Below are 23,440 nucleotides of genomic sequence, written 5' to 3'. Positions count from 1 at the left end.
GAAAGTGGGTATAAAGGCGAGAAGAGGAATAGGATGTGTCCGTAATGCATAATCAGGACTTATATGATGTAACGATTATTGGTGGAGGTCCGGCGGGAATGTATGCGGCGTTCTACGCTGGCATGCGGGAGATGAAAGTAAAGCTCATTGAGGGTAAGGACGAGCTGGGTGGATTTTTACAAACGTATTCGGATAAAACGCTCTGGGATGTCGGCGGGCTGCCGCCTATGAAATGCGCCAAGCTTATTGAGCACCTTGTGCAGCAGGCAGGTACATTTGAACCAACGATAGTGCTGAAGCAAACGGTAGATACGTTGAATCATCTGCAGGATGGAATTATAGAGCTACAGACCGATTCAGGTGAATCGCACATTACCCGCACGGTAATCATGGCAATTGGTCGAGGCGTAGCGGAAGTGCAAAAGCTGGATATTCCTAGCGCGCAGAATTATGAGAGAAGTAATCTCCATTATACAATTCAGAACCTGGATTATTTTGAGCGAAAAAAAGTGCTAATCTCCGGTGGCGGCAACAGTGCCGTGGATTGGGCACTTGAGCTTGCGGAACGGGCTGACTCGGTAACCGTGGTGCATAGACAGGATTCATTTCGCGCTATGGAACACAATGTAAGTCAGATGAAGAGAAAAGCAGATGTGCTCACCCCCTGCTACATTGAAGGCTTCTACGGTAACGGACAAATCATTCAGCAGGTTGGCATTGCCAACACAGCGACAGGAGAAAGCCTCCGACTTGATGTGGATGAAGTGATCGTAAGTCATGGCTATACAAGTCATGTCAGCAATCTCGCTCGCTGCGGTCTGGATATGCACGAAGGCATGTTTGTTATGAATCCGTTGGCTGAAACCAGTGTGCCTGGTATTTTTACAGCGGGAGACTGTGCGATGAGAGAAGGAAAAGTGCGTCTGATTGCTGGTGCTTTTAATGATGCAATTGTTGCGGTTAACAGTGCAAAAAAGTATTTGGAGCCTGACGCAGCAGGAATGGCCTATGTGTCCTCGCATAACGAGCTGTTCCGGGAGAAAAATCGTGCTTTGCATAACCAACAGACATGATCATTGCAATCTCGTAATTAACATGCATAATTATCTGATCACGTCTATTTATTTTTATATCCTTAATTTTGGGAGTAATGGAAGGAGTGACGAATCAAGAAATGTAATTTGTAAAAATTGATCGAAAAAACACAAAAAATCTTGTAAAATTCACAAGAAAAATAGGGAGCACTCTTGCAATCTTTAACCAAAACCCCGAAAATAGAGAGACAGATATAGAAGATTTCTCTTTGGGAGGATTGGAAAGAACATGTGGGGTGCTCCTTTTTCGGCTCAAGCCAAAAAAATGCTGCTGCTTGGCAGCGGAGAATTGGGTAAAGAGGTCGTGATTGAGGCTGCACGTCTGGGCGTGGAGACGATTGCTGTTGATCGTTACGAGAACGCGCCAGCGATGCAGGTCGCGCATAGATCTCACTGTATCGACATGCTGGATGGCGATGCATTGAAACAATTGATCCGTAAGGAACAACCGCATTACATCGTACCTGAGATTGAAGCCATTGCAACTGAGGCACTGCTTGAACTCGAGAAGGAAGGCTTTTGTGTCGTACCAACGGCCCGTGCTGCCCGTTTAACTATGGATCGCGAAGGCATCCGTCGTTTGGCGGCCGAACAATTGAACCTTCCCACAGCAGCTTATCTTTTTGCGGATAGTCTGGAGCAGCTTCAGGAAGCTGTTCGTGAACTCGGCACACCTTGTGTCATTAAACCACTCATGAGTTCATCCGGTAAAGGTCAGAGTGTGTGCCGTGTACCGGAAGACGCAGCGAATTGCTGGGATCTTGCACTTTCAGGGGCTCGCGGCAAATCTGTGCGTGTAATTGTGGAAAGCTTTGTGAAGTTTGAGAGCGAAATTACGCTGCTTACTGTCAGATCGGTGTCGGGTACTGTGTTTTGTCCGCCGATCGGTCACATTCAGAAGGATGGGGACTATGTCGAATCATGGCAGCCTCATGCGATGACATCCGAGCAATGGACACAGGCCTGTCATATTGCGAAGACAGTAACCGATGAGCTCGGAGGCTATGGACTTTTTGGTGTTGAACTCTTCCTGACTGCTGATGGTGTTGTATTCAGTGAAATCTCACCGCGTCCGCACGACACAGGTATGGTCACAATGGTAACCCAGGATAGCTCAGAGTTTGCGCTTCATGTGCGTGCAATTCTTGGTTTCCCCGTAACAGAAGTACATTTGCTGACACCGGGAGCTTCGGCAACGCTCAAGGCTGAGGTTGAAACAAGCAATTTCACCATTGGTGGAATAGAAGAGGCTCTGGCTTTGCCACGTACCCAGGTTCGTGTGTTTGGCAAGCCTGAAACGAAAGTCGGGCGCCGGATGGCTGTAGCATTAAGTGCTGGAACAGATGTGGAAGAAGCTCGTAAAACAGCGGTTCAAGCCGCAAATATGCTGAAAGTGGAGGTAAATCATGTCCAATAATGTGGAGGCCCCTGTATTGATGATCCGAGAGTGTGAGCTGCGAGATGCTGAAGCGGTAACGGGATTAATGCGAGAGGTCAGCTATCCGACAACAACCAATGTTATGAAAGAACGCATTGAAGATTTGGAGAGCAATCCCAACGCGTGCATGCTTGTTGCCGAAGTGGATGAACAGATTATTGGTGTGATTGGTTTGCAATGTGTTCAAAGTCATGCCTACCCTGAGCCTGCTGCACAGATTACATCTCTAATCGTTGGTCAGGAGCATCGCGGCAGTGGAATCGGCCGTCGTTTGATGGCTCGTGCTGAGGATTGGGGCAAGCAGCAAGGTGGTAAGCAATTATTTGTTACAGGTGCCAATCGTGAAGTAACCTCAACAACCTATTCGTTCTATGAGCATATCGGCTTCCAGAAGAAAGGTTATCGTTTCAGTAAGGTTCTTTTATAATAGATGATGCGGCATTCAGCGGGTGCAAACCTGACTGAGTGCCTTTTTTTATGACAAAAATGTAATTCTTCCAGTATTTGTGGGTTCACAATCTCCTGATGGCTTGATATACTGCTAGAGTAATGATTACAAAGTTGTAATAATTAAATTTTAAGGAGATGAATGAATTTGAAGAAGAACTGGATGAAAACCGTTGTGACAGGCAGTCTGACAGCTGTACTCGCCGTAGGGATCATGCTCCCAGCCTCCGCGTCTGCTGCAGATTCAACATATAAGACAACAACGACAACGACGTATAAGGTTTTGAATGCGGATAGTTTGAAAGCTTATATTGAGGCGTGGCTCAAGCAAAATGGTTATACTGTGGCTGATGGACAAACAACCGGAAAACCTGCTGCACAGCCGGATCAAACAACGACTCCTGCTCAACCAAGTAAACCTGCTACACCAGTACAACCAGAAAAACCGGCTACAACAGCACCTGCCAAAGATCCGTCAAGCACTGGCAACAATGGTACACCAAGCACACAATCCGATTTTGCAGTACAAGTGGTGAAACTGGTCAACGCTGAACGTGCCAAAGCAGGCCTGGCTGCACTGTCCTCCGATGCACTTCTGGACAAGGTTGCTGTAGCCAAAGTTAAAGATATGAGCAACAACAACTACTTTGATCACCAGTCTCCAACATACGGTTCTCCGTTTGATATGATGAAACAATTCGGGGTAACCTACAGTTATGCAGGAGAGAATATCGCCAAAGGTCAAAAAACACCTCAGGAAGTCGTTACGGCCTGGATGAACAGCGCGGGTCACCGTGCAAACATTCTGAGTGCAAACTTCACACATATCGGTGTGGGTTATTACAATGGCTACTGGGCTCAAGAGTTTATCGGTAAATAAGAGCTGGAATTGAAGCCTCTATAAATAACGTCATAATAAAAAAGCCATATCTTCACCTAGCGCAATGCGGTGTGAGATATGGCTTTTTTCCAGTTTTTGAGTAGAATCCAGCTCGGTTTTCTGAATACGTCGGCAAAATTTGCAAATTAACGATAGAAGTTTTATGTTATTTAGAATAGGGTCATTTTAAGGTAAAGCTATTATACATTATACACACCTGACTGGAGATGTGATGCATGAAAAAGAACAAAAATCTGGATTCAGCTCCCTGGATCTGGCGAAGTGTCAGCGCCATATCCATCTTGGCAACGTTGCTGCTGTTGTTTGGATTTGGTTATGCGATAAAAGATGTGATTTATCCTAAAGGAGATTCGAAGCTAGGTGATGGACAGCAGGCTACGAGCCCAGCTAATCAAGCCCAAAATAAAGTTAACAAAGCGATTGTGAAAGATGGAAAAATTCGCATGGCGGTCATCGGTGATTCTCTTGCCAGAGGCACGGGAGATGATGAAGGCCTTGGTTTTGTAAGACGGACGGGTAATCTGCTTAAAGATGAGGGCTATGATGTGCAGGTGCTTAATAATCTGGGTGTAAACGGGCTAAGGACAGATACGTTGTTAAAAAAGCTGGATGAGCAAGGCGTCAGGTATGTCCTGCAGCAAGCCAACTTTATTTTGCTCTCCATCGGTGCGAATGACCTGTTTCAAGGGGGGCAGGTTCTTCAGGGTGAGGACCCGCCGACTGCCGAAAAGCTGGCAGCTGCGCTGCCTGAAACATCAAAGCGGCTACAGGAAATCCTGAAGAAAGTGAAGCAAATTAATTCTGAAGCACAGATCGTGTATGTTGGATTATACAATCCGTTTGGCAATGTGAAAGAGCTTGAGAAGCCGGGGAATGCGGTCGTTGCTGCTTGGAACGAGGCGGCGATGAGTATTTTGAATAATGAGGACAAAATGACACTTGTACCGACCTTTGATCTGTTTGAAAATCATCTGGACGAGTATCTGTCATCAGACCATTTCCATCCCAATGCACAAGGATATCAGCAGATTGCGGTTCGTATTGCACAGGAGTACCAGGGAAATAAAACGGCAAAAGGGGGTTCGAAATAGATGGCAGAGCAGCAGTACGATTCGGTGCTTTCCGTTCAGCATTTGAAGAAAAAGATCGGACGAAAATGGATTATTAAAGATGTAACGTTTGATGTGAAGCCTGGCGAGATTTTTGGCTTTCTCGGACCAAACGGGGCGGGGAAAACAACGACCATTCGCATGCTCGTCGATCTGATCAAACCTACGGAAGGCAAAATATCTGTTTGTGGGTATGATGTAAACCGAGATCCTGAACGGGCGTTGAAGTATGTTGGCTCCATCGTTGAAAATCCCGAGGTATATACATATTTGACCGGATGGGAGAATCTGGAGCATTTCGCCCGGATGCAGCCTGGTGTAGACCATGACCGTATTCAGGAAGTGGTTAACATTGTACGTCTTGATCAACGCATTCATGATAAGGTCAGAACCTATTCTCTTGGTATGCGTCAGCGATTGGGAATTGCACAGGCACTGCTTGGCAGACCAAGGCTGCTTATTCTGGATGAACCGACGAATGGACTTGATCCAAAGGGCATCAAGGAGCTGCGGGTGTTTATCAAACAGCTTGCCAGTGAGGGCATGGCAGTATTTGTAAGCAGTCACTTGTTAAGCGAAATTCAGCTGTTGTGTGACAGAGTTGCGATTATCAGTGCCGGTCGTGTGCTTGCCGTGGGGGGTGTCAATGAACTGATCGAGGATCATTCGAAGGTGGCAATCTGGCATCTTACGCCGCTTGATGCAGGCCGCCAAATGCTGGTTGATCGAGGCATTACATTGATTGATCGACCTGGCGATGTGATGGATGATACGATTGTTGCAGGACTCGGGTCCAATTCGGTTGTTGCTGAGATGCACGAAGAGCTGATTCCCGAGCTGGTTCAGCAGATGGTGCAAGCAGGTATTCAGGTTGAAGGCGTGCAGCGGATTCAGCCTACACTTGAACAATTATTTTTAAAGATGACAGAAGGTGAATCCATTGAATAATATCATGCCGCTGATTCGTAACGAAACGATCAAGATGGTGAAAAAGAAACGTCTTTATATTATTTTCATCGTTCTGGCTGTACTTGTACCGATGTTCACGTATGCACAGATGAAATCAGCTCAAAATAACCAAGATAAATTTGGCGGTGACTGGAGGCTTGAATTGCAGCAGGCAATCACCGACAATCAGAATTCTTTGGGAAGTGATCGCGTTCCTGAGGAATATAAAAAGTACCGAACCGTTTATATTCAGCAGATGCAGTATTATTTGGAGAATAATATTAATCCTAAAGAGCCTGGAGGGGTGACGTTTACCAGAGAGTTTATGAACAATGCAGTAGGCTTGTTCATTCCTCTGTTAATTATGGCGATTGCTTCGGACATTGTATCGGGCGAACGGACTACGGGTACGATTAAGATGCTGCTGACCCGTCCGGTCAAACGCTGGAAAGTGCTTCTCAGCAAGCTGATTACGCTGATGATGTTTGTTTCCATTATCGTAGTATCTGCCTATGTGATCTGTTATGGGATATCCGGGGCTGTCTTTGGATACAAAGGCTTCGGAATGCCTGTTTTCACGGGCTTCAAAGTAGTCGGCACGGATGTAGATATGTCGGCAGTACATGCGGTAAGTCAATGGCAGTATATGCTGATGCAGGCGGGGCTGATCTGGTTTGTGAGCATTATTGTAGCGATGCTTGCCTTCATGGTTTCGGTGTTGGTTCGCAGTACAGCCGCAAGTATTGTCATTATGATGGCTTCGCTAATTGCAGGAACTATTTTGACGAATATGGCGGCTTCGTGGGAATCAGCCAAATATTTGTTTATGGTCAACCTTGAACTGCCTGATTATTTGTCCGGCGGACTGCCGCCAATAGAAGGCATGAATCTCGGTTTTTCCCTGATTGTACTAAGCGTTTGGGGGGCCGCCTCACTGATCGTCTCATTCCTTGTCTTTACGAAACGGGATATCTTGAATTAAAATGGACAAGGATAAGAAAACATCTGTTTGCATTTTAGGCAATTTTGTAGTTTCAAGTTAAGAAGGGGGAGCATGAATGGTCGAGCAAATCGATGTGTCGGCAGGTTCGACAGGCGGAGGGCAAGTTGCCTCGGGCTACGACGCGGACGACATTCAAGTACTTGAAGGACTGGTAGCGGTTCGGAAACGGCCAGGGATGTATATCGGCAGCACCAGTACTTCAGGTCTACACCATTTGGTATGGGAGATCGTGGACAATGCTGTCGATGAGCACCTTGCCAAATTCTGCTCCAAAATCGATATCACGCTGCATAAGGACGGTTCTGTTACAGTTCAGGATAACGGAAGGGGAATTCCGACAGGCATACATAAAACAGGGATTCCCACTCCCCAGGTCGTGTTTACGATTTTGCACGCAGGCGGTAAGTTCGGTGGATCAGGATACAAAAAATCCGGGGGCCTGCATGGCGTAGGGGCTTCGGTCACCAATGCGTTGTCTGAGTGGCTTGAAGTCGAAATTTTCCGGGACGGCAAGATTCATCGTCAGCGTTTCGAATATTGGCAGGATAAAAAAGGTGTCGAGCATGTTGGTGAGCCTGTTTCGGGGCTTGAAGTGATCGGAAATACCAATCGAACAGGAACAAAAGTAACATTTAAACCGGATATTCGTGTTTTTCAAAACGGTATCCAGCTGAATTATGATACGCTTGCAGAGCGTCTTCAGGAGATTGCTTTTCTGAATTCAGGTCTGAGAATTGTGCTAAAAGACGAGCGCTCGGGTCATCAGGATGAATTCATGTACGAGGGCGGCGCAAGCCAGTTTGTCGAGTATCTGAACGAAAATAAAGATGTGCTGCATGATGTCATCCACTTCTATGCGGAGAAGGATGACATTGAGGTGGAAATTGCAATTCAATACAACGCGGGTTATACCGAAACGATTGCCTCGTTTGTTAACTCCATTCCGACTCGAGGTGGCGGAACACATGAGACCGGATTCAGAGCGGCATATACCCGTGTGATGAACGATTATGCCCGTCGTACCAGCATGATTAAGGAAAAGGATAAAAATCTGGAAGGCAATGACTTGCGTGAAGGCATGATGGCTGTCATTAGTGTCAAAATGTCGGAGGTCGAATTTGTCGGTCAGACCAAAGACCAGCTTGGCAGTGCTACGGCACGCAGCGCGGTGGACTCGGTCGTGTCTGACAATATCCAGCGTTTTCTGGAAGAGAATCCGCAGGTAGCGCAGACGTTGATTCGCAAAGCGGTTCAGGCATCCAAGGCGAGAGAAGCTGCACGTAAAGCCCGTGACGAGATGCGTTCGGGTAGGAAGCGTAGTGAGAGCTCCAACTTGAACGGCAAGCTGACACCAGCGCAATCGAAGGATTTTACGCGTAATGAGCTGTTTATCGTGGAGGGAGACTCTGCGGGAGGTTCAGCCAAGCAAGGTCGCGATTCCAAAATTCAGGCGATTTTGCCGTTAAAGGGAAAACCGCTGAATCCGGAAAAATCCAAGCTGGCGGATATTTTGAAAAATGAAGAGTATCGGGCAATTACAGCCGCAATCGGGGCAGGAATTGGTACGGAATTTGCTGTAGAGGATAGCAATTATTCTAAAATCATCATCATGACGGATGCCGATACGGACGGTGCACATATTCAGGTGCTGCTGCTTACGTTCTTTTACCGTTACATGAAACCGTTGATTGATGCAGGGAAAGTATATATTGCGCAACCGCCTTTATATAAACTAACTCGTAAATCCGGCAAAATGGCTACGGTAAGATATGCGTGGACGGATGAGGAGCTTGCCAATTACATGAAAGAATTCGGCAACAATGTCGAGCTACAGCGTTATAAAGGTTTGGGTGAGATGAACCCGGATCAGCTGTGGGAAACCACGATGAATCCCGAGACACGTTCGATGCTGAAGGTGGAGATCGTGGATGCAGCCAAAGCAGAGCGTAGTGTATCTACCCTGATGGGGGATAAAGTGGACCCGCGCAAACGCTGGATCGTAGAGAATGTCGACTTTACAGAGTACGAAGAATAGAAGGTGCTTGGAATGAGTCTATCAGAACAATTTATGCCGGCCTTTCTGGAAGAGGTCGTTGGTGACCGTTTCGGTCGCTACTCTAAATATATTATTCAGGATCGGGCAATTCCCGATGTACGGGACGGATTAAAGCCGGTGCAGCGCCGTATTTTGTACGCCATGTACGATTCGGGCAATACACCGGAGAAGCCATACCGGAAGTCTGCCAAAACCGTTGGGGATGTTATGGGTAATTATCACCCTCACGGTGATTCCTCCATCTATGAGGGTATGGTGCGGATGGCCCAACCGTGGAAAATGGGTCATATGCTGGTGGACGGACACGGTAACTGGGGGTCGCAGGATGATGATCCGGCTGCGGCAATGCGGTATACGGAGGCCCGTCTGTCGTCAATCGCGATGGAGATGCTGCGTGATATTGAGAAGCGGACGGTGCTGTTTAAGGATAACTTCGATAATACAGCGAAAGAACCCGTTGTGCTGCCTTCACGTTATCCGAATCTATTGGTGAATGGCGTAAGTGGCATATCCTCCGGCTTTGCAACAGAGATTCCGCCGCATAATCTGCGGGAAACGATTGATGCTTGCATCGCTGTTATGGAGAAGCCGTCTATTGAGCTGGACGAGATCATGATGTTTATGAAAGGTCCCGATTTTCCGACCGGTGGATTAATCATGGGCGGCGATGGTATTCTGGATGCCTATCGGACAGGTAAGGGACGAATCTACATACGTTCCAAAACCGACATTGAAAATATGCGTGGCGGCAAGCAGCAGATTGTGATTACCGAGATTCCTTATCAGGTTGTGAAATCACGTCTGGTGACCACGATGGAAAACATCCGTCTGGAGAAAAAGGTGGAGGGCATTGCAGAGGTCCGTGACGAGAGCGGCCGTGAAGGTCTGCGAATCGTGGTGGAACTGAAAAAAGATGCGGATGCCCAAGGTATTCTGGCTTATTTGCTCAAGAAAACCGATCTGCAGGTCACGTATAACTTCAATATGGTTGCTATTGTAAACAAAGCACCGCAGCAGCTTGGGCTGAAGGCCATTCTGGAGGCGTACATCGCGCACCAGCGCGAAGTTGTGACCTTCCGAACAAGGTATGAGCTGGAAAAGGCAGAGGATCGTGCGCATGTGCTTGAAGGGCTTGTGAAGGCCCTTAACATTCTGGACGAAGTGATCGCGGCCATCAAAGCGTCCAAGAACCGTCAGGACGCCCAGAACAATCTGACCTGGATGTTTGGCTTCACGGAGCGTCAGGCTGATTCCATTCTCACCTTGCAGTTGTATCGTTTGACGAATCTGGAGATCAATGCGCTGCAAAAAGAATTGAATGAGCTTATGAAGAAGATTTCACAGCTGCGTTCAATTCTGGAGAGTGATCGCAAACTGATCGGAGTCATTCGCAAGGAATTGCTGGAGATTCGGGAGAAGTACGGAATTGATCGCCGCTCTGCGATTCAGGGCGAGGTAGAGGAGCTCAAGGTGAATCTTGAAGTTCTTGTCAATGCAGAGGATGTATTGGTGACGTTGTCCAAAGAAGGGTATGTGAAACGTTCGAGCATGCAGTCCTTCACGCGGTCCGGCGGTGAACGCAGTGCCAGTGGTGTGAAGGAAGGGGATTACATCTCGCAAGTGCTGGATGTGAACACACTGGAGAACCTGCTTGTCTTTACGCAAAAAGGGCAATATTTCCTCCTGCCGGTCCATCAGGTGCCGGAATTCAAATGGAAAGATCCAGGCACAGCTATTGTTAACGTGATTCCGCTGGCGAAGGATGATCGGATTGCCAGTGTTCTGGCTGTCAAATCCTTTGAGGAGCCGGAGCACAGCCTTGTATTTGTGACACGCAAGGGGCAGGTGAAGCGAACCGAGCTCAAGGAGTACGTGACGAAACGTTCCGGTGCAGTTGCTGCATGTAAGGTGGGCAAGGATGATGAAGTTCTCTCTGTACATTTGAGTACAGGTGGTAAAGACATTATGCTGATCACCAAAGAAGCGATGGCCATTCGTTTCCGTGAGGACGAGGTCAATCCGATGGGACGTGTCTCTGGCGGTGTTCGCGGTATACAGCTTAAAGATACGGATGAGGTAGTAGCCGCTTTGTGGGTAGAAGGGGAAGAGGGAGAAATTGCCGTATTGTCCGATATTGGCTATGGTAAACGTTCCTTGCTGCTTGATTATGCCTTGCAAAGCCGTGGAGGCAAAGGTCTGGCTACGTTTGAATTCAAGGAAGGCAAACGAGTCAAGCCGAATGGAAGCCGCTTAGCAGGGGCATTTTATTGCAGAGAGCAGCGTCAGTTGATGGTGATGACCAGAGAAGGGCATGCTCATTCCATTTCCTCGGAGAATGTACCACTTACTGAGCGGAAACATATAGGCAAATTGCTCGTATCTGTGGATAAGCAGGATGAAATTACCGAGCTGATCCCGGACTTCAATGATAATCAACCTGAAGCTACAGTGTAAAAATTACAGAAAGACTCTCCGCAGACATGGCTTATTCTGTCGGGCGAAGAGTCTTTTTTTGTTGTTCCAGGGCGGTTGTGCAGCGCGCCTTCAAGCGAAGTTTAACAACCTTCGTCGATTGTGGTCGATCGCTGGGAAATTAAAAAAATGCAGCAGGAATGCGGCTTCAAAGCGCGAAAACTTAAGCTAATGAACAGATAAATCGTTGCCAGGAGGAGTGATGTTCAATGTATTATTCTGATTTTGCCAAGTGCTGGTCAAGATTAACGAAGGATTATAAATTGCATATGGATCAGGAACTTGCGCCTTCTCTCACGGAGGCACAGCTCGCTGTATTGGAAGTGCTGGAGGATCATGAGAAGATGAAGCCGTCTGATCTGATTCCGTTTCTGGCGACTACCCCTGCTGCAGTAACGATGCTGCTTGATCGTATGGAGAAGAACGGCCTTATCCGCAGGGATCGGGATGATCAGGACAGACGAATTGTTTGGGTGTCTCTCTCGGAAAAGGGACGCATGGAAACAAAACGAGGAATTACAATCCGTAACGAGTTTATGAATTCTGTGCTGAGCAACATTTCGATGCACAATCAACAATTGTTAGTATATTTGCTTGGAAAAATGACAACACCGAAAGCTCATGCGCAGGTAACTAGCTCGGTTTAAAACGATGTATAATTAAGATAGACACTGATACACAGTGATGCACAGTGATGCACAGTGATGCACAGTGATGCACAGTGATGCACAGTGATGCACAGTGCGATGCTATGAAGAAGATTCGCTCGTTCTTGATGACTGAGCGAATCCATAAAGGATGCGTTTGAACAGACTTCTGGCTTTTGAGCAGGAGTCTGTTTTTGATTGTGTCGCAAGAAAGAGATGAATGTTGACAACCGTATCAATATATCGTAATATTACGATATAACGATTGAGGAGGAGTTGCTGTTGGATTTCCCTGCTTTTGATCGGAATCAATTAAAGCAGTTTGATGAACCCGCTGAATTTCTCAAGGCGTTGTCTCACCCGGTACGTTTATGCATTGTACGAGGGTTGATGCGCAAGAAGAAATGTAATGTTTCATATATGCAGGAATGTCTGGACCTTCCGCAATCTACCGTGTCTCAGCATCTGCAAAAGCTTCGAAGTGCAGGCATTGTAGCAACCGAGCGCAATGGTCTTGAGGTTAATTATGTACTTGCTGATCCTCGTGTGGAGCAGCTGATCCAAATTTTATTTGCAAAGGATGAATGTGAAGATGAGTGAACGTAAAAAAGTGTTAATCGTAGGCGGTGTTGCAGGGGGAGCTTCTGCCGCTGCACGTCTCCGTCGTCTGGATGAACAAGCCGAGATTATTATGTTTGAGAAAGGTCCTTATATTTCATTTGCGAACTGCGGCCTGCCTTATTACATTGGTGGCACAATTGAAGAGCGTGCAAGATTGCTTGTACAGACGCCTAAAGGTATGCAGGATCGCTTTAATATTGATGTCCGTACAGAAAGCGAGGTCATTGCGGTTGATTCCAGCAAGCGCACTGTACAAGTACGGAGCGTGGAACGTGGTGTATATGAGGAAAGCTATGATAAGTTGATTCTGTCTCCCGGTGCTCGTCCGATTGTGCCTAACCTGCCAGGAAAAGATAATCCGTTAATCTATACGGTGCGGAACATTCCTGATATCGACAGAATTAAGGAACAGGTAAGTTCACGTAACAATCAAAGTGCCATTGTCATCGGTGGTGGCTTTATCGGGGTAGAGATGGCTGAGAATTTGAAGGAAGCCGGACTTGATGTCACTTTGGTTGAAGGTAATGATCAGCTGTTAACACCATTTGATGCTGAACTGGCAGCTTCACTTGCTCAAGAGATGGAGCAGCATGGTGTACATCTGTTGTTTTCACAGCGTGTGCAGGGCTTCCGTGCCCTGGATCAAGGCATTGGCGTAGAACTGTCAGAGGGTCTGGTGTTATCCGCTGACATGGTCATTCTGGCTATTGGTGTTACACCGGATACCTCTTTCCTGCAAAATAGCGGAGTAGCGCTTGGTGCACGCGGACACATTGTAGTCAATGACAAGATGGAGAGCAGTGTTCCGCATATCTATGCGGTAGGTGATGCCATCGAAGTGAAGGATTACATTCACGGGACACAAACAGCGATACCACTTGCGGGTCCTGCAAACAAACAAGGAAGAATTGTAGCGGACCAGATTGCCGGACTTCCAACGACGTATAAAGGGACTCAAGGAACGTCAATTATCAAAGTTTTCGGATTGACTGGAGCCACTACGGGCACCAACGAAAAAACGCTGAAGCGCTTGAACAAAGACTATCGCACCGTAACGGTTCACCCGGCTTCTCATGCGTCCTACTATCCAGGCTCCAGTGCAGTTGCGTTGAAACTGTTATTCACACCAGAGGGCAAGATTTTGGGTGCTCAAGCGGTAGGTTACGAAGGCGTGGATAAGCGGATTGATGATATTGCGGTGGCGATTCATTACGGGGGAAATGTACGTGATCTGACGGAACTGGAGTTAAGCTATGCACCGCCGTACTCTTCGGCGAAAGACCCGGTGAATATGATCGGATACGCTGCCGAAAACATCATTGATGGACGAGTGAATTCATTCACATATGATCAGCTTGCGGAACGGGATGTTGCCCAGTCTGTATTGCTGGATGTACGCAGTGATCTGGAGCACCGTAACGGGAACATACCAGGTTCGCTGTCTATTCCCGTAGACGAGCTTCGTCATCGGCTTGCTGAACTGGATGCTTCCAAGGAAATTTGGGTTTATTGCCAGGTAGGGCTGCGGGGGTATACAGCTGCGCAAATTTTGCGTCAGCATGGTTATCGGGTGAAGAATTTGAGCGGAGGTTACAAAACCTATCGTCAGGCTCAATTCCAGCCTGCATCCCTGTCAGGAGTAAACAACAAAGGTAATAGTAACAGTGGTGGCTTATCAAATGCAGAATCACAGGAGGATCACAGGAGCATATCTGTGGACGTAAACAATACCCCAAATGAAAAGCTGGCTGAAACCTCCAAGGAAATTCAAATTGATAATGAGCTGAATGTGTGCGGTTTGAGCTGCCCTGGTCCTCTCATCGAGGTTAAACAGAAGATGGATCAGCTCGAAGATGGACAAACGCTGCGGGTTAAAGCTTCTGATCCGGGATTTTATGAGGATGTCAAGGCTTGGGCAAGTATGTCCGGTTCGGATGTGCTGCGGCTTGAGCGTGAGAAGGGCGGTGTAATTGAGGCTGTTTTGTCCAAAAACACAGCACCTGCCAGAAGTGAGTCGCAGCCATTTGACAAAGCTAGCACAATGGTTGTGTTCAGCGGTGATCTGGATAAAGCAATTGCATCATTCATTATTGCTAACGGGGCAGCGGCGAGCGGTCGTAAAGTAACGATGTTTTTCACCTTCTGGGGTTTAAATATCATCCGTAAGCAAGAGATGCAGCAATCACCAGTGAAAACCGGCATGGCTCGTATGTTTGATATGATGCTGCCCAAAAACAGCCTGAAACTTGGACTTTCCAAGATGAATATGTTTGGTGCAGGACCAAAGATGATACGTGGACTGATGAAAAAAAATAATGTAGCTTCGCTGGAGCAGCTGATGCAATCGGCTATCGCGCAAGGGGTAGAGATCGTGGCTTGCCAGATGTCGATGGATCTGATGGGCATACAGCATGAGGAATTGATTAATGAAGCTGTCATTGGCGGAGTGGGCTATTACCTCGGCCAAGCAGATCAGGCGAATCATAATTTGTTTATCTAAATAGAACAACATTCATCTCGATTTTTCAAACAACCTTTGTTCCACTGTATAGTGGGATAAAGGTTTTTCGTTTGAATAATCTTATCGTTTGGGGACAGGCTACAACTAAATAATCTGGGCCGGCGATCATCAAATGAGCTCATGAAGAAGATACGTGGATAATGGATTAGACAGGACAGAATTTGCTTTATATTAAGTATAGTATGCGTTGATATAATTTTATTGTAATTTAATATGTAAAGAGTTGACTATGTAAATATTTTTGTTATAATAAGTAATTGTTCCCCTGATATTTCGTGTACGAAATATTATATTCCATAAGTAAAAGGGTGAAACAATGACGGACACGTACGAAGTATTTTACATTATCAATTCATTTCGACAAGTGAATCAGATGCTCTTCCGGGCATTCTGGAATGAAAACAAGGAGATCGAGCTGACTTCGATCCAGTTTATGGTGTTATCCATTCTGAAAGAGCGGCCTTCCATTGGCATTAATGATCTTGCTGAATTGTCCCATATGGGCAGCAGCTCAATGAGCGCTGTGGTAGAGCGTCTCGTGAAGGGGGATTACATCGAGCGAACACGTTCTGATGCAGACCGCCGTTCTGTTATGCTACAGATTACAGCCAAAGGGGAAAAGGCGCAGCAGGAAACACACCAGCTTTGGATGGAACGAGTATCACCGATACTGGAGATTCCGAAGGAAGATCTTGAGCACCTGCTTCACATTCATAGTCTGATGATTGAAAAGTTACAAGGAAGAGAGATGAACAACTTATGAGTACGACAACTGCTGCAGCTCCGTCCTCCGCGATGGACAACATCAAGAAAGGTCCGATTGTAGCGGCCTTATTGATTGGTGCCTTTGTGGCATTTTTGAACCAGACCCTGATGAACGTAGCTCTTCCTAAAATTATGGATGACCTCGGCATCGGGCCGAACAAAGCCCAGTGGCTGACTACGGGTTATATGCTGGTGAACGGGGTATTAATTCCGGTTACGGCCTACCTGATTTCCAAGTTTACAACACGACAGATTTTTATAACAGCCATGACCTTGTTTACACTAGGTACGCTGGTCTGTGGACTTAGTCCGAACTTTTCCATTCTTATGGTTGGTCGTGTCATTCAAGCGGCAGGTGCCGGGATTCTAATGCCTCTGATGACGGTTGTATTTCTGACGATCTTCCCGATCGAAAAGCGTGGTCAGGCGATGGGTACGATGGGGATTGCTATGATCCTTGCACCGGCGATCGGACCTACCTTATCCGGTTATATCGTTGAGCACTATTCCTGGAGATTATTGTTCTACATCATTCTGCCATTCTCGGTCATTGCAACAGCGATTGGTATTGCTTTTGTCAAAAATGTAACACGTCAGTCCAAACCGAAGCTGGACTCGCTAGGCGTTATTTTATCTACACTTGGTTTTGGGAGCTTGCTTTACGGATTCAGTGATGCAGGTACAGATGGATGGGGCAGTGCTGTCGTGATCAGCTGTCTGGTCGTGGGTACGATTTCCCTGATTTTGTTTGTTATTCGCCAGCTGACAACGGATCATCCGCTGCTTGAGTTCCGTATTTTCAAATACAACATGTACACCTTAACAACGATTATTAATATGCTGGTTACGATGGCGATGTTTGCGGGTATGATCCTGCTGCCGATTTTCTTGCAAAATATTCGGGACTTCTCGCCTATTGATTCCGGCTTGCTCATGATGCCTGGTGCCATCCTGATGGGTATTATGTCTCCGATTACAGGTCGGATCTTCGATAAAGTGGGTGCGCGCTGGCTGTCCGTTGCAGGTCTGGCGATTACTGCCATTACCACATGGGGACTTAGCCGCTTGGCGATTGATACTACGTATGGATATATGATGTTTATCTATACTGCTCGCATGTTCGGGATGTCACTGCTGATGATGCCGATCCAGACTGCAGGTCTGAATCAGCTGCCTCAGCGACTTAATGCACACGGTACAGCAATGTCGAATACTTTGCGTACCGTGGCCGGTGCGATCGGTACAGCCATTCTCGTAACGATCATGAGCAGTAAGCTGAAGTCGCATCTGGCCGAAACGCTGGCTACAGGTACAGTTGATCCCAATAACAAAACGGCGATGCTGGCTGCTACAGCAGATGCAACGATCTATGGTGTTAATTATGCCTTCATGGTAGCTACGGGCATGACGATTGTCGCGCTGATTATGGCCTTCTTTATCCAGAAAACGAAGCCGGCCACTGAGCCGATAAACGCCGAGAAGGAAAAAGCCCAAAATGTGGCGACAGCTTAACCAGACTTCAAAGTAATTCAAAAACGAAATAGAAAAAGAGAACTCTCAACTGCCAGTAGGACCCGATTCATGGGGCAGGGAGAGTTCTCTTTTTTATTGTTTTGCAACCGAGGCATCACAAGATTAATTCATCCATACGGTCACTCATGCTCGTCCTTGATCGAAGCCAAATGATGCAGCAGGCAATCTGGATCAGGCTCATGCCTGAAGCGTGTGAGGTCAATGGAGCCATCCATTTGAAACGCTACACCTTCACTGATAAGCTCGTTCTCCTGCATCGTACGTGATTCATCGTCTGTTATAGCAATTTCTCCCTTGGCATTGACTACACGGTGCCATGGGAGACGTTCCTTGCGGCTCATGGAGTGCAGGATGCGAACAACCTGCCTGGCCGCTCTGGGGCTCCCTGCATGTGCTGCAATCTGCCCGTAGGTCATGACTCTCCCCTCAGGGATCGCAGCAATAATAGCGACCACCTGTTTCGTAAACAGGGTCATAATGATCCACTCCTGTCTGTGAACTGAAATTAACAGATTTGCAAAATAAGGATACTTGAATATAAAAAAGTGCCGCTCAGATATCAGATCTGAACGACACATTGCAGGCTCAGACGGGTGCTGCCTGTTTGGTGCGCATAGGAGGAGGCTAAAGCCTGCTCTCCGCGAAAGCTTCCTCATAAATATGAGAGGGCCACTCCGCCCATGGAAATTCTCGTGCTGGCAGAGATTGAAGCACCACATCTTCCTTGGTGACTGGATGTGGGAATGCGGCGATGACAGACCAGAGGGCAATCTGCTGCCCCGGTTTGTTCAGTTTAGCGCCATATTTCTGATCTCCGAACAGCGGGCAGCCAGCTTCTTTCATCTGCACACGAATCTGGTGGGAGCGTCCGGTATGCAGTTCAATATAAACGAGGCTGTAACGATCGGTTTCCCCAATGACCTGATAGTCCAGTACCGCATCCTTGCCACCAGCTGTGCCCTTGGGTACAGCAGTGACGGTATTGGTTCTGCTATCCTTCAGCAGTGTGTGCTTCAGCGTGCCTTTGCGTGCGGGCAATTTGCCATGTACAACTGCTGCATAGATTTTACGAAAATGACGTCCGCGCACCGTTTCGGATAATCGGGAGGCGGCTTTGGAGGTTTTGGCAAAAATCATCGCGCCTCCAACTGGCCGATCCAGACGATGCACCAGGCCCAGATATACATTACCGGGTTTGTTGTAGCGTTCCTTCAGGTCCTGTTTCAGCAAATTTAACAGATCGGGATCACCGGATGCATCCTCCTGTGTAGGCACATTCACGGGCTTGCTGATCCCGAGCAGATGATTATCTTCAAACAGAATTTCAATCTCTCCACTTTGCAGATGAGCAGACATCATCAGGACTCCCAGCGGCCCAAAATACCGCATGGCAGATCCAGACCACTGCGCGTAATCGGCAGCCCGATCTCTCCTGCTGTGATCTGTCCGCCATACTTGGCTGACATCGTCATCGTCAGCATGTTGCGCAGCACTGTGGAGGAGATGCCTGTCGTATACGAATTCACCAGCATAAAGAGCGGGTTGTCCGACAGAATGGTCATACAGGATTTCAGGAAGGGATACAGATTCTCTTCCAGCTTCCAGGTTTCGCCGTTCGGGCCACGTCCATAGGAAGGAGGGTCCATAATAATCGCGTCATATTTGTTGCCGCGACGTTGCTCACGTTGTACGAATTTGAACACATCGTCCGTGATAAAACGAACAGGACGGTCAGCAAGTCCAGATAACTGTACATTTTCTTTCGCCCATTGCACCATGCCCTTGGCAGCATCACAATGTACAACGGAAGCGCCCGCATATGCTGCTGCTACCGTAGCTCCGCCAGTATAAGCAAACAGGTTCAGAACAGAGATCGGGCGTCCCGCGTTTGAAATTTTATCCATCATCCAGCTCCAGTTAGCGGCCTGTTCAGGGAACAGTCCGGTATGCTTGAAGCTGGTCGGTTTAATATGAAATTTCAGGTTTTCGTACCCGATGGTCCAGCGTTCTGGAATAGGCTTTTTCATATCCCAGCTGCCGCCGCCAGAAGAGCTACGGTGATAGTGACCGTGAGCTTGACGCCATTCATGAGTTTCATTTTCGAGCGGCCAGATAATCTGTGGATCAGGTCTGCGCAGAATGACATCGCCCCAGCGCTCCAGCTTCTCGCCGCCTCCAGTATCAATCACTTCATAGTCTTTCCAGTTCTTTGCTACGTACATAGTGGTTTATCCATCCTTCAAAATTCATTTGGATACTATTGTACAACAAAAAAGGGGCTCTACGCCAGCGAAGTTCCCAGTGGAGAGACAGGATCAAGACGGAATTCGACAGGAGAGGAAAAGTACATGATTCAAAAATTAATTTGACAATGATAATCATTATCAATTATGATTTTAACAATCCAATATGTGAGTAATCCCGAAGATCATCCTAGGGACATATGTATATAACAAAGATAAAGCGAGGGACAATAGATGGCTAAATGGTTGGTTGCTTTTGCCAGTATGACAGGAAATACAGAAGAGATTGCGGAGTTGATTGTGGAGGGCATAACACAGAGCGGGCATGATGTGGACCTCAAGTCCGTGACGGACTGTAATGCGGCCGATGTGCTGGAGTACGACGGATGTATGATCGGTGTCTATACCTGGGGAGACGGGGAATTGCCCGATGAGTTTTTGGATTTCTATGAAGAACTGGATGAGCTTGATCTGAGTGGCAAAAGAGCTGCTGTATTCGGTAGCGGCGACACCTCCTATGAACAGTTTTGCAAGGCAGTGGACCTGACAGCTGAGAAGCTGCAGGAGCGTGGGGCGGAAGTATCACCAGAGACGCTCAAGATTGAATATAGTCCGCTGGAGCAGGAGAAGGAAACATGCCGGGATTTTGGCAGACGTTTCGTTACTGCCGGTGAAAAGGTATCGTAACCAGATGTTACAGCGTGATGTTACTTCAGCAATGACCGCGAGGAACACCGGGCTTCCCGGTCGTTTGCTGGAAGATTACAAGCTGGAGGAGCTGCTTCGCAGCCCGTATCGGTTTATCCGCCCTGAACCGTCGTCTGAGCAACAGCCTGCACTGCAATGGAGACATCGTGTACAGTATGCAGTCAGTCATGCCATCAATTATTTTTACAGTGTAGACCCCGAGATTCGCAAAGAAATTCCGATTCAGTATGTACTTGAAAAATGGTGGCCCAGAAAAACGGACGGCTTTGATTCCGTTCTTCATTATTGGGATGTCAAACACAAAATGATTGATGAACTGTCACTCTCCATTGCAGCTAATGAGGATCTTCAACGTCCGGTAATTTTGTTTGAACAATGGAAAACAGAGGTGCCTTCCTTGGCGATGGATTTGTCGATTATCTTCCAGGCAGTCTGGCAGCCTGAAGGCTGGGATCAATTGCTTGTACAGAAATACATGGTCGTTCATGATGCGAATGTTGTGGAGGCGTTCCAGCATATGGTCAGCGTGTTCTGCTGGGAGGCGTTTGGCAAGCTGCCAGGTATGATCGAGATTTACTGCCTGCTCGAAGGTCGCAAGATCAGATTCATGCCAGGCCGCCAATCGTTACAGCGTTCTATGGATTATCTTCGTCTCATACGAGATAGTCTGCCAAGACCGCAGGAGACTGCATCTCAACGGTTTACGGCCAAAGACAAGAGCCGTGTACATGAAGAAGTGGATCGGTGGAGAGCCGAAGGAGCAGATTCCAAAAAAACATGGTTAGTGTAACGCAGGTTTCCAGAGGTGTGACAGTGACTATTGCAGAGGAGGGAATGAAGGTGACAACGTTATACAGGCAAGAAAACAGCATTGGAAAAAGAAGAGCGGGAACCTATGAATTCAGCTCTATGCCCGTGCCTCAATCCGTGATCCGAAAGTTGCTGGATGAGGCAGATCCATCCTTATATGTTATGAGCTCGACACCCTGGCGTTATATGCTGTTCTCTGGCGAAGGCAGACAGCTTTATATGGAGGCTGTCAGACAGAGCTTTCCTCCTCATCTTGCGGATTGTCATGGAAGCTGGGCTGCGTATCAATATACAGAAGCCATTCCGGCGCATCTGGTCGTGGTTGCTCCGGAACCGGCTGACACATCAAAGGAGGATGTGATGCCTGCCAAGGCATGGAGCAAACGCTTCGGTATGTTGGCGGCAGAGCAAGGGTTACATGCGGTCTGGAAGATGAATGATTATCAACAGCATCCAGTATTTATGAATTTAATGGGATTAACCACCAAAGAAAGGGTGCTCGGTGTATTTCACATCGGCTACGGAGACCAGTCTGGACCACGCCATATAGAAGCAGGCAGACCAGCCTCTGAACTCATGACGGTGTACGACCATCTGGTGTAAAGGGGATAGGGTGAAGTCTCCGCTGCCCGATGCACTTAACTATAAAACGGTCTGTCTATTTTGCAGAGCGGGCAAGAAATTGACGAACACGTTCCCGCTGTGACTGATCCTGAGCACTTGCAGTATATAAGCGGTTGGACACGGTGATCGTATTACCAAAGAAAAAGCGCTCAAACTGTGTCTGTCTGCCGCCAAAAGAACCTGCTCCAAGTTCCCAGATCAAACGGAACAGCGCGTTGCGCTCCGGCGAGTTCAGATCTGTGCCCCTCAGATAAATGTTCAAGGATTCGGCCGCTCCGGATTGAAAGTCCTCTTCCTGCGGAACCATGATCATGCCGCTGGAGCTAAGCAGCTGCAAAATTTCGATCAGTTCAGGGTACAACCTCGGATATAGCAGATTGGCTGCCATAAGTGGTTTGGGTGCTGGCAATACATAACCTCTGCCGTCCGGTACAGCACCTGCTTCGGCGGCAATCGCGAGCGCCTTTAATGATTCAAGACCCGCGAGGGCACGAGCTGTTTTCTCTACAACATGGGCTTCACTTTTTAGATCCAGTGTATCGGTAAGCAGCTGTATTGTACCCAGAACAAATTCAGTTTTGGCTATATAACGGCATAAAACCTGATGTCCAGCGTGGATATGAAAATTGCTCGCACTGAAAAGAGCGGAGGACATCTGTTCATCACCCGCAAAAAAGATGCGTTCATGGGGTACAAGCACATGGTCAAAAATAACGATATTGTCCATTTCCTCATATTTGGAGCTTAAAGGATAGTTGTAATCTGAGGATGCGGCGTACGTATCTCTACAAACCAAGGTGATGCCTGGCAGATCATTGGGAACGGCAAAAGAAAAAGCAAACGGGTTCTCATCATCAAAAGGTGCGGGTGAAGGGGAAGGATAGACGAAAATTTCGTCCGAAGTGGCTGCTTGCGTAGCCATCATAAAAGCCCCATTAATAACGAGTCCTTCTTCCGTTCGTTCAACAATTTTGGCTGCAATGGCATCCTCTGTTGCATCAAGCTGTCCTGAAATCTTGCTTGCATGTGGCTGAATGAAGGCGTGTGATAGCGTAATGTCATGGTCGCGGCAGTAGGCGTAATAATTTCTCAGATTCTCAGCGTACTGGGGAGATAGTTCATTCAGCAGATCGGCAGCTGTGTAAAAAGCCATAATAGCCGTATTCATGTAATCAGGTGAACGTCCCAAAAAGCCGTGATGGACCTGAGTCCATAGTGTCATCGCTTCACGTCTTTTGCGAAGATCGTCGCTACTGGTTGGAGGCAGGAAGGACATGCCTACAGGTTTGCCATCCGACGGGGAGGCGTACGTTAACCGCTCTGCCAGCTGTGGATCAGATTGCATATCATACATGAACCTCTGGGTTTTCATCAAGCCGGAAAAGGCGATATGCTCTGAACGTTTACCGTTCAGAAGCTCTCCCTTGTACCAGCAGGGCACGGTTTGGGCGTTAATTCGTTCACAATACTGCATGCCAGTTTTTGCGGGCATCGTTATTC

21 protein-coding genes are annotated in these 23,440 nt (G+C 47.5%); 17 read left to right on the top strand and 4 right to left on the bottom strand.

The annotated features are described in order from the left end of the window. Positions 1-44 precede the first annotated feature (44 nt). The 14 genes from DFQ00_RS03380 to DFQ00_RS03315 all read left to right on the top strand — a co-directional run bounded on the left by DFQ00_RS03380 (position 45) and on the right by DFQ00_RS03315 (position 17,534). Positions 45-1,073 carry an NAD(P)/FAD-dependent oxidoreductase gene (locus tag DFQ00_RS03380; protein WP_110894184.1) on the top strand — a complete coding sequence of 343 codons (1,029 nt, stop codon included), beginning with the start codon at positions 45-47 and terminating at the stop codon, positions 1,071-1,073. 250 nt (positions 1,074-1,323) lie between these two features. Next, positions 1,324-2,511 (top strand): formate-dependent phosphoribosylglycinamide formyltransferase, encoded by a 1,188-nt coding sequence (purT, locus tag DFQ00_RS03375; protein ID WP_110894183.1) that lies wholly within the window; start codon positions 1,324-1,326, stop codon positions 2,509-2,511. Next, positions 2,501-2,959 (top strand): GNAT family N-acetyltransferase, encoded by a 459-nt coding sequence (locus DFQ00_RS03370; RefSeq protein ID WP_110894181.1) that lies wholly within the window; start codon positions 2,501-2,503, stop codon positions 2,957-2,959. Before purT ends, DFQ00_RS03370 begins: the two co-directional genes overlap by 11 nt. 168 nt (positions 2,960-3,127) lie before the next feature. Next, on the top strand, positions 3,128-3,859 hold the full coding sequence (locus DFQ00_RS03365; protein ID WP_244213682.1) for a CAP domain-containing protein: 732 nt from the start codon (positions 3,128-3,130) through the stop codon (positions 3,857-3,859). Between the two features lie 236 nt (positions 3,860-4,095). After that, positions 4,096-4,971 carry a GDSL-type esterase/lipase family protein gene (locus DFQ00_RS03360; protein WP_110894177.1) on the top strand — a complete coding sequence of 292 codons (876 nt, stop codon included), beginning with the start codon at positions 4,096-4,098 and terminating at the stop codon, positions 4,969-4,971. Further along, on the top strand, positions 4,972-5,937 hold the full coding sequence (locus tag DFQ00_RS03355; RefSeq protein ID WP_110894175.1) for an ABC transporter ATP-binding protein: 966 nt from the start codon (positions 4,972-4,974) through the stop codon (positions 5,935-5,937). Then, a complete protein-coding gene (locus DFQ00_RS03350; protein WP_110894173.1) occupies positions 5,930-6,919 on the top strand; it encodes an ABC transporter permease in 990 nt (329 codons plus the stop codon). Before DFQ00_RS03355 ends, DFQ00_RS03350 begins: the two co-directional genes overlap by 8 nt. A gap of 76 nt (positions 6,920-6,995) precedes the next feature. Beyond that, positions 6,996-8,975 (top strand): DNA topoisomerase IV subunit B, encoded by a 1,980-nt coding sequence (parE, locus tag DFQ00_RS03345; RefSeq protein ID WP_110894171.1) that lies wholly within the window; start codon positions 6,996-6,998, stop codon positions 8,973-8,975. A gap of 12 nt (positions 8,976-8,987) precedes the next feature. Then, on the top strand, positions 8,988-11,450 hold the full coding sequence (gene gyrA, locus DFQ00_RS03340) for a DNA gyrase subunit A (protein ID WP_110894169.1): 2,463 nt from the start codon (positions 8,988-8,990) through the stop codon (positions 11,448-11,450). Positions 11,451-11,677: 227 nt separating this feature from the next. Beyond that, complete coding sequence (locus DFQ00_RS03335) at positions 11,678-12,115, top strand: MarR family winged helix-turn-helix transcriptional regulator (RefSeq protein WP_110894167.1); 438 nt, start codon at positions 11,678-11,680, stop codon at positions 12,113-12,115. Positions 12,116-12,397: 282 nt separating this feature from the next. Further along, a complete protein-coding gene (locus DFQ00_RS03330; protein WP_110894165.1) occupies positions 12,398-12,715 on the top strand; it encodes an ArsR/SmtB family transcription factor in 318 nt (105 codons plus the stop codon). Next, positions 12,708-15,236, top strand: coding sequence for an FAD-dependent oxidoreductase (locus DFQ00_RS03325; protein WP_110894163.1), 2,529 nt, complete (start codon positions 12,708-12,710; stop codon positions 15,234-15,236). Before DFQ00_RS03330 ends, DFQ00_RS03325 begins: the two co-directional genes overlap by 8 nt. A 337-nt stretch (positions 15,237-15,573) precedes the next feature. Next, positions 15,574-16,020, top strand: a complete 447-nt coding sequence (locus DFQ00_RS03320; protein ID WP_110894161.1) for a MarR family winged helix-turn-helix transcriptional regulator — start codon at positions 15,574-15,576, stop codon at positions 16,018-16,020. After that, a complete protein-coding gene (locus DFQ00_RS03315; RefSeq protein WP_110894159.1) occupies positions 16,017-17,534 on the top strand; it encodes a DHA2 family efflux MFS transporter permease subunit in 1,518 nt (505 codons plus the stop codon). Before DFQ00_RS03320 ends, DFQ00_RS03315 begins: the two co-directional genes overlap by 4 nt. A gap of 140 nt (positions 17,535-17,674) precedes the next feature. On the opposite strand, the gene DFQ00_RS03310 is transcribed toward DFQ00_RS03315, so the two are convergent. The 3 genes from DFQ00_RS03310 to DFQ00_RS03300 form a co-directional block, all read right to left on the bottom strand. Further along, positions 17,675-18,031: an MGMT family protein gene (locus DFQ00_RS03310; RefSeq protein WP_110894158.1), complete on the bottom strand. Its 357-nt coding sequence runs from the start codon at positions 18,029-18,031 to the stop codon at positions 17,675-17,677. Between the two features lie 148 nt (positions 18,032-18,179). Further along, positions 18,180-18,911 carry an RluA family pseudouridine synthase gene (locus DFQ00_RS03305; protein WP_425271003.1) on the bottom strand — a complete coding sequence of 244 codons (732 nt, stop codon included), beginning with the start codon at positions 18,909-18,911 and terminating at the stop codon, positions 18,180-18,182. Between the two features lie 2 nt (positions 18,912-18,913). After that, positions 18,914-19,777, bottom strand: a complete 864-nt coding sequence (locus DFQ00_RS03300) for a class I SAM-dependent methyltransferase (RefSeq protein ID WP_110894154.1) — start codon at positions 19,775-19,777, stop codon at positions 18,914-18,916. Positions 19,778-20,032: 255 nt separating this feature from the next. Between DFQ00_RS03300 and DFQ00_RS03295 the strand changes: the two genes are divergently transcribed. Genes DFQ00_RS03295 through DFQ00_RS03285 form a run of 3 tightly spaced genes read left to right on the top strand, consistent with a single transcriptional unit; the run spans position 20,033 to position 21,919 of the window. Continuing rightward, positions 20,033-20,485, top strand: coding sequence for a flavodoxin (locus DFQ00_RS03295; protein ID WP_110894152.1), 453 nt, complete (start codon positions 20,033-20,035; stop codon positions 20,483-20,485). Then, positions 20,400-21,296, top strand: a complete 897-nt coding sequence (locus tag DFQ00_RS03290) for a hypothetical protein (protein ID WP_244213681.1) — start codon at positions 20,400-20,402, stop codon at positions 21,294-21,296. The genes DFQ00_RS03295 and DFQ00_RS03290 overlap by 86 nt, the downstream gene beginning before the upstream one ends. Then, positions 21,284-21,919 carry a nitroreductase family protein gene (locus tag DFQ00_RS03285; protein ID WP_110894148.1) on the top strand — a complete coding sequence of 212 codons (636 nt, stop codon included), beginning with the start codon at positions 21,284-21,286 and terminating at the stop codon, positions 21,917-21,919. The genes DFQ00_RS03290 and DFQ00_RS03285 overlap by 13 nt, the downstream gene beginning before the upstream one ends. A 55-nt stretch (positions 21,920-21,974) precedes the next feature. Here the strand turns inward: DFQ00_RS03285 and DFQ00_RS03280 are convergent, their stop codons facing one another. Beyond that, positions 21,975-23,432: a 4-hydroxyphenylacetate 3-hydroxylase family protein gene (locus tag DFQ00_RS03280; RefSeq protein ID WP_110894145.1), complete on the bottom strand. Its 1,458-nt coding sequence runs from the start codon at positions 23,430-23,432 to the stop codon at positions 21,975-21,977. Between the last annotated feature and the right edge of the window lie 8 nt (positions 23,433-23,440).

The organism is Paenibacillus barcinonensis, assembly GCF_003217495.1.
Classification (GTDB): domain Bacteria; phylum Bacillota; class Bacilli; order Paenibacillales; family Paenibacillaceae; genus Paenibacillus; species Paenibacillus barcinonensis.
The sequence above is the reverse complement of the archived record's forward strand: the minus strand, read 5'-3'. Positions and strand labels throughout refer to the sequence as shown.

Coding starts and splice junctions, on each gene's coding strand:
- DFQ00_RS03315 (WP_110894159.1), top strand. CDS start 16,017: ATGAGTACGACAACTGCTGCAGCTCCGTCCTCCGCGATGGACAACATC.
- DFQ00_RS03295 (WP_110894152.1), top strand. CDS start 20,033: ATGGCTAAATGGTTGGTTGCTTTTGCCAGTATGACAGGAAATACAGAA.
- DFQ00_RS03380 (WP_110894184.1), top strand. CDS start 45: ATGCATAATCAGGACTTATATGATGTAACGATTATTGGTGGAGGTCCG.
- gyrA (WP_110894169.1), top strand. CDS start 8,988: ATGAGTCTATCAGAACAATTTATGCCGGCCTTTCTGGAAGAGGTCGTT.
- DFQ00_RS03300 (WP_110894154.1), bottom strand. CDS start 19,777: ATGTACGTAGCAAAGAACTGGAAAGACTATGAAGTGATTGATACTGGA.
- DFQ00_RS03360 (WP_110894177.1), top strand. CDS start 4,096: ATGAAAAAGAACAAAAATCTGGATTCAGCTCCCTGGATCTGGCGAAGT.
- parE (WP_110894171.1), top strand. CDS start 6,996: ATGGTCGAGCAAATCGATGTGTCGGCAGGTTCGACAGGCGGAGGGCAA.
- DFQ00_RS03335 (WP_110894167.1), top strand. CDS start 11,678: ATGTATTATTCTGATTTTGCCAAGTGCTGGTCAAGATTAACGAAGGAT.
- DFQ00_RS03325 (WP_110894163.1), top strand. CDS start 12,708: ATGAGTGAACGTAAAAAAGTGTTAATCGTAGGCGGTGTTGCAGGGGGA.
- DFQ00_RS03280 (WP_110894145.1), bottom strand. CDS start 23,432: ATGCCCGCAAAAACTGGCATGCAGTATTGTGAACGAATTAACGCCCAA.
- DFQ00_RS03310 (WP_110894158.1), bottom strand. CDS start 18,031: ATGACCCTGTTTACGAAACAGGTGGTCGCTATTATTGCTGCGATCCCT.
- DFQ00_RS03355 (WP_110894175.1), top strand. CDS start 4,972: ATGGCAGAGCAGCAGTACGATTCGGTGCTTTCCGTTCAGCATTTGAAG.
- DFQ00_RS03305 (WP_425271003.1), bottom strand. CDS start 18,911: ATGTCTGCTCATCTGCAAAGTGGAGAGATTGAAATTCTGTTTGAAGAT.
- purT (WP_110894183.1), top strand. CDS start 1,324: ATGTGGGGTGCTCCTTTTTCGGCTCAAGCCAAAAAAATGCTGCTGCTT.
- DFQ00_RS03285 (WP_110894148.1), top strand. CDS start 21,284: ATGGTTAGTGTAACGCAGGTTTCCAGAGGTGTGACAGTGACTATTGCA.
- DFQ00_RS03320 (WP_110894161.1), top strand. CDS start 15,574: ATGACGGACACGTACGAAGTATTTTACATTATCAATTCATTTCGACAA.
- DFQ00_RS03370 (WP_110894181.1), top strand. CDS start 2,501: ATGTCCAATAATGTGGAGGCCCCTGTATTGATGATCCGAGAGTGTGAG.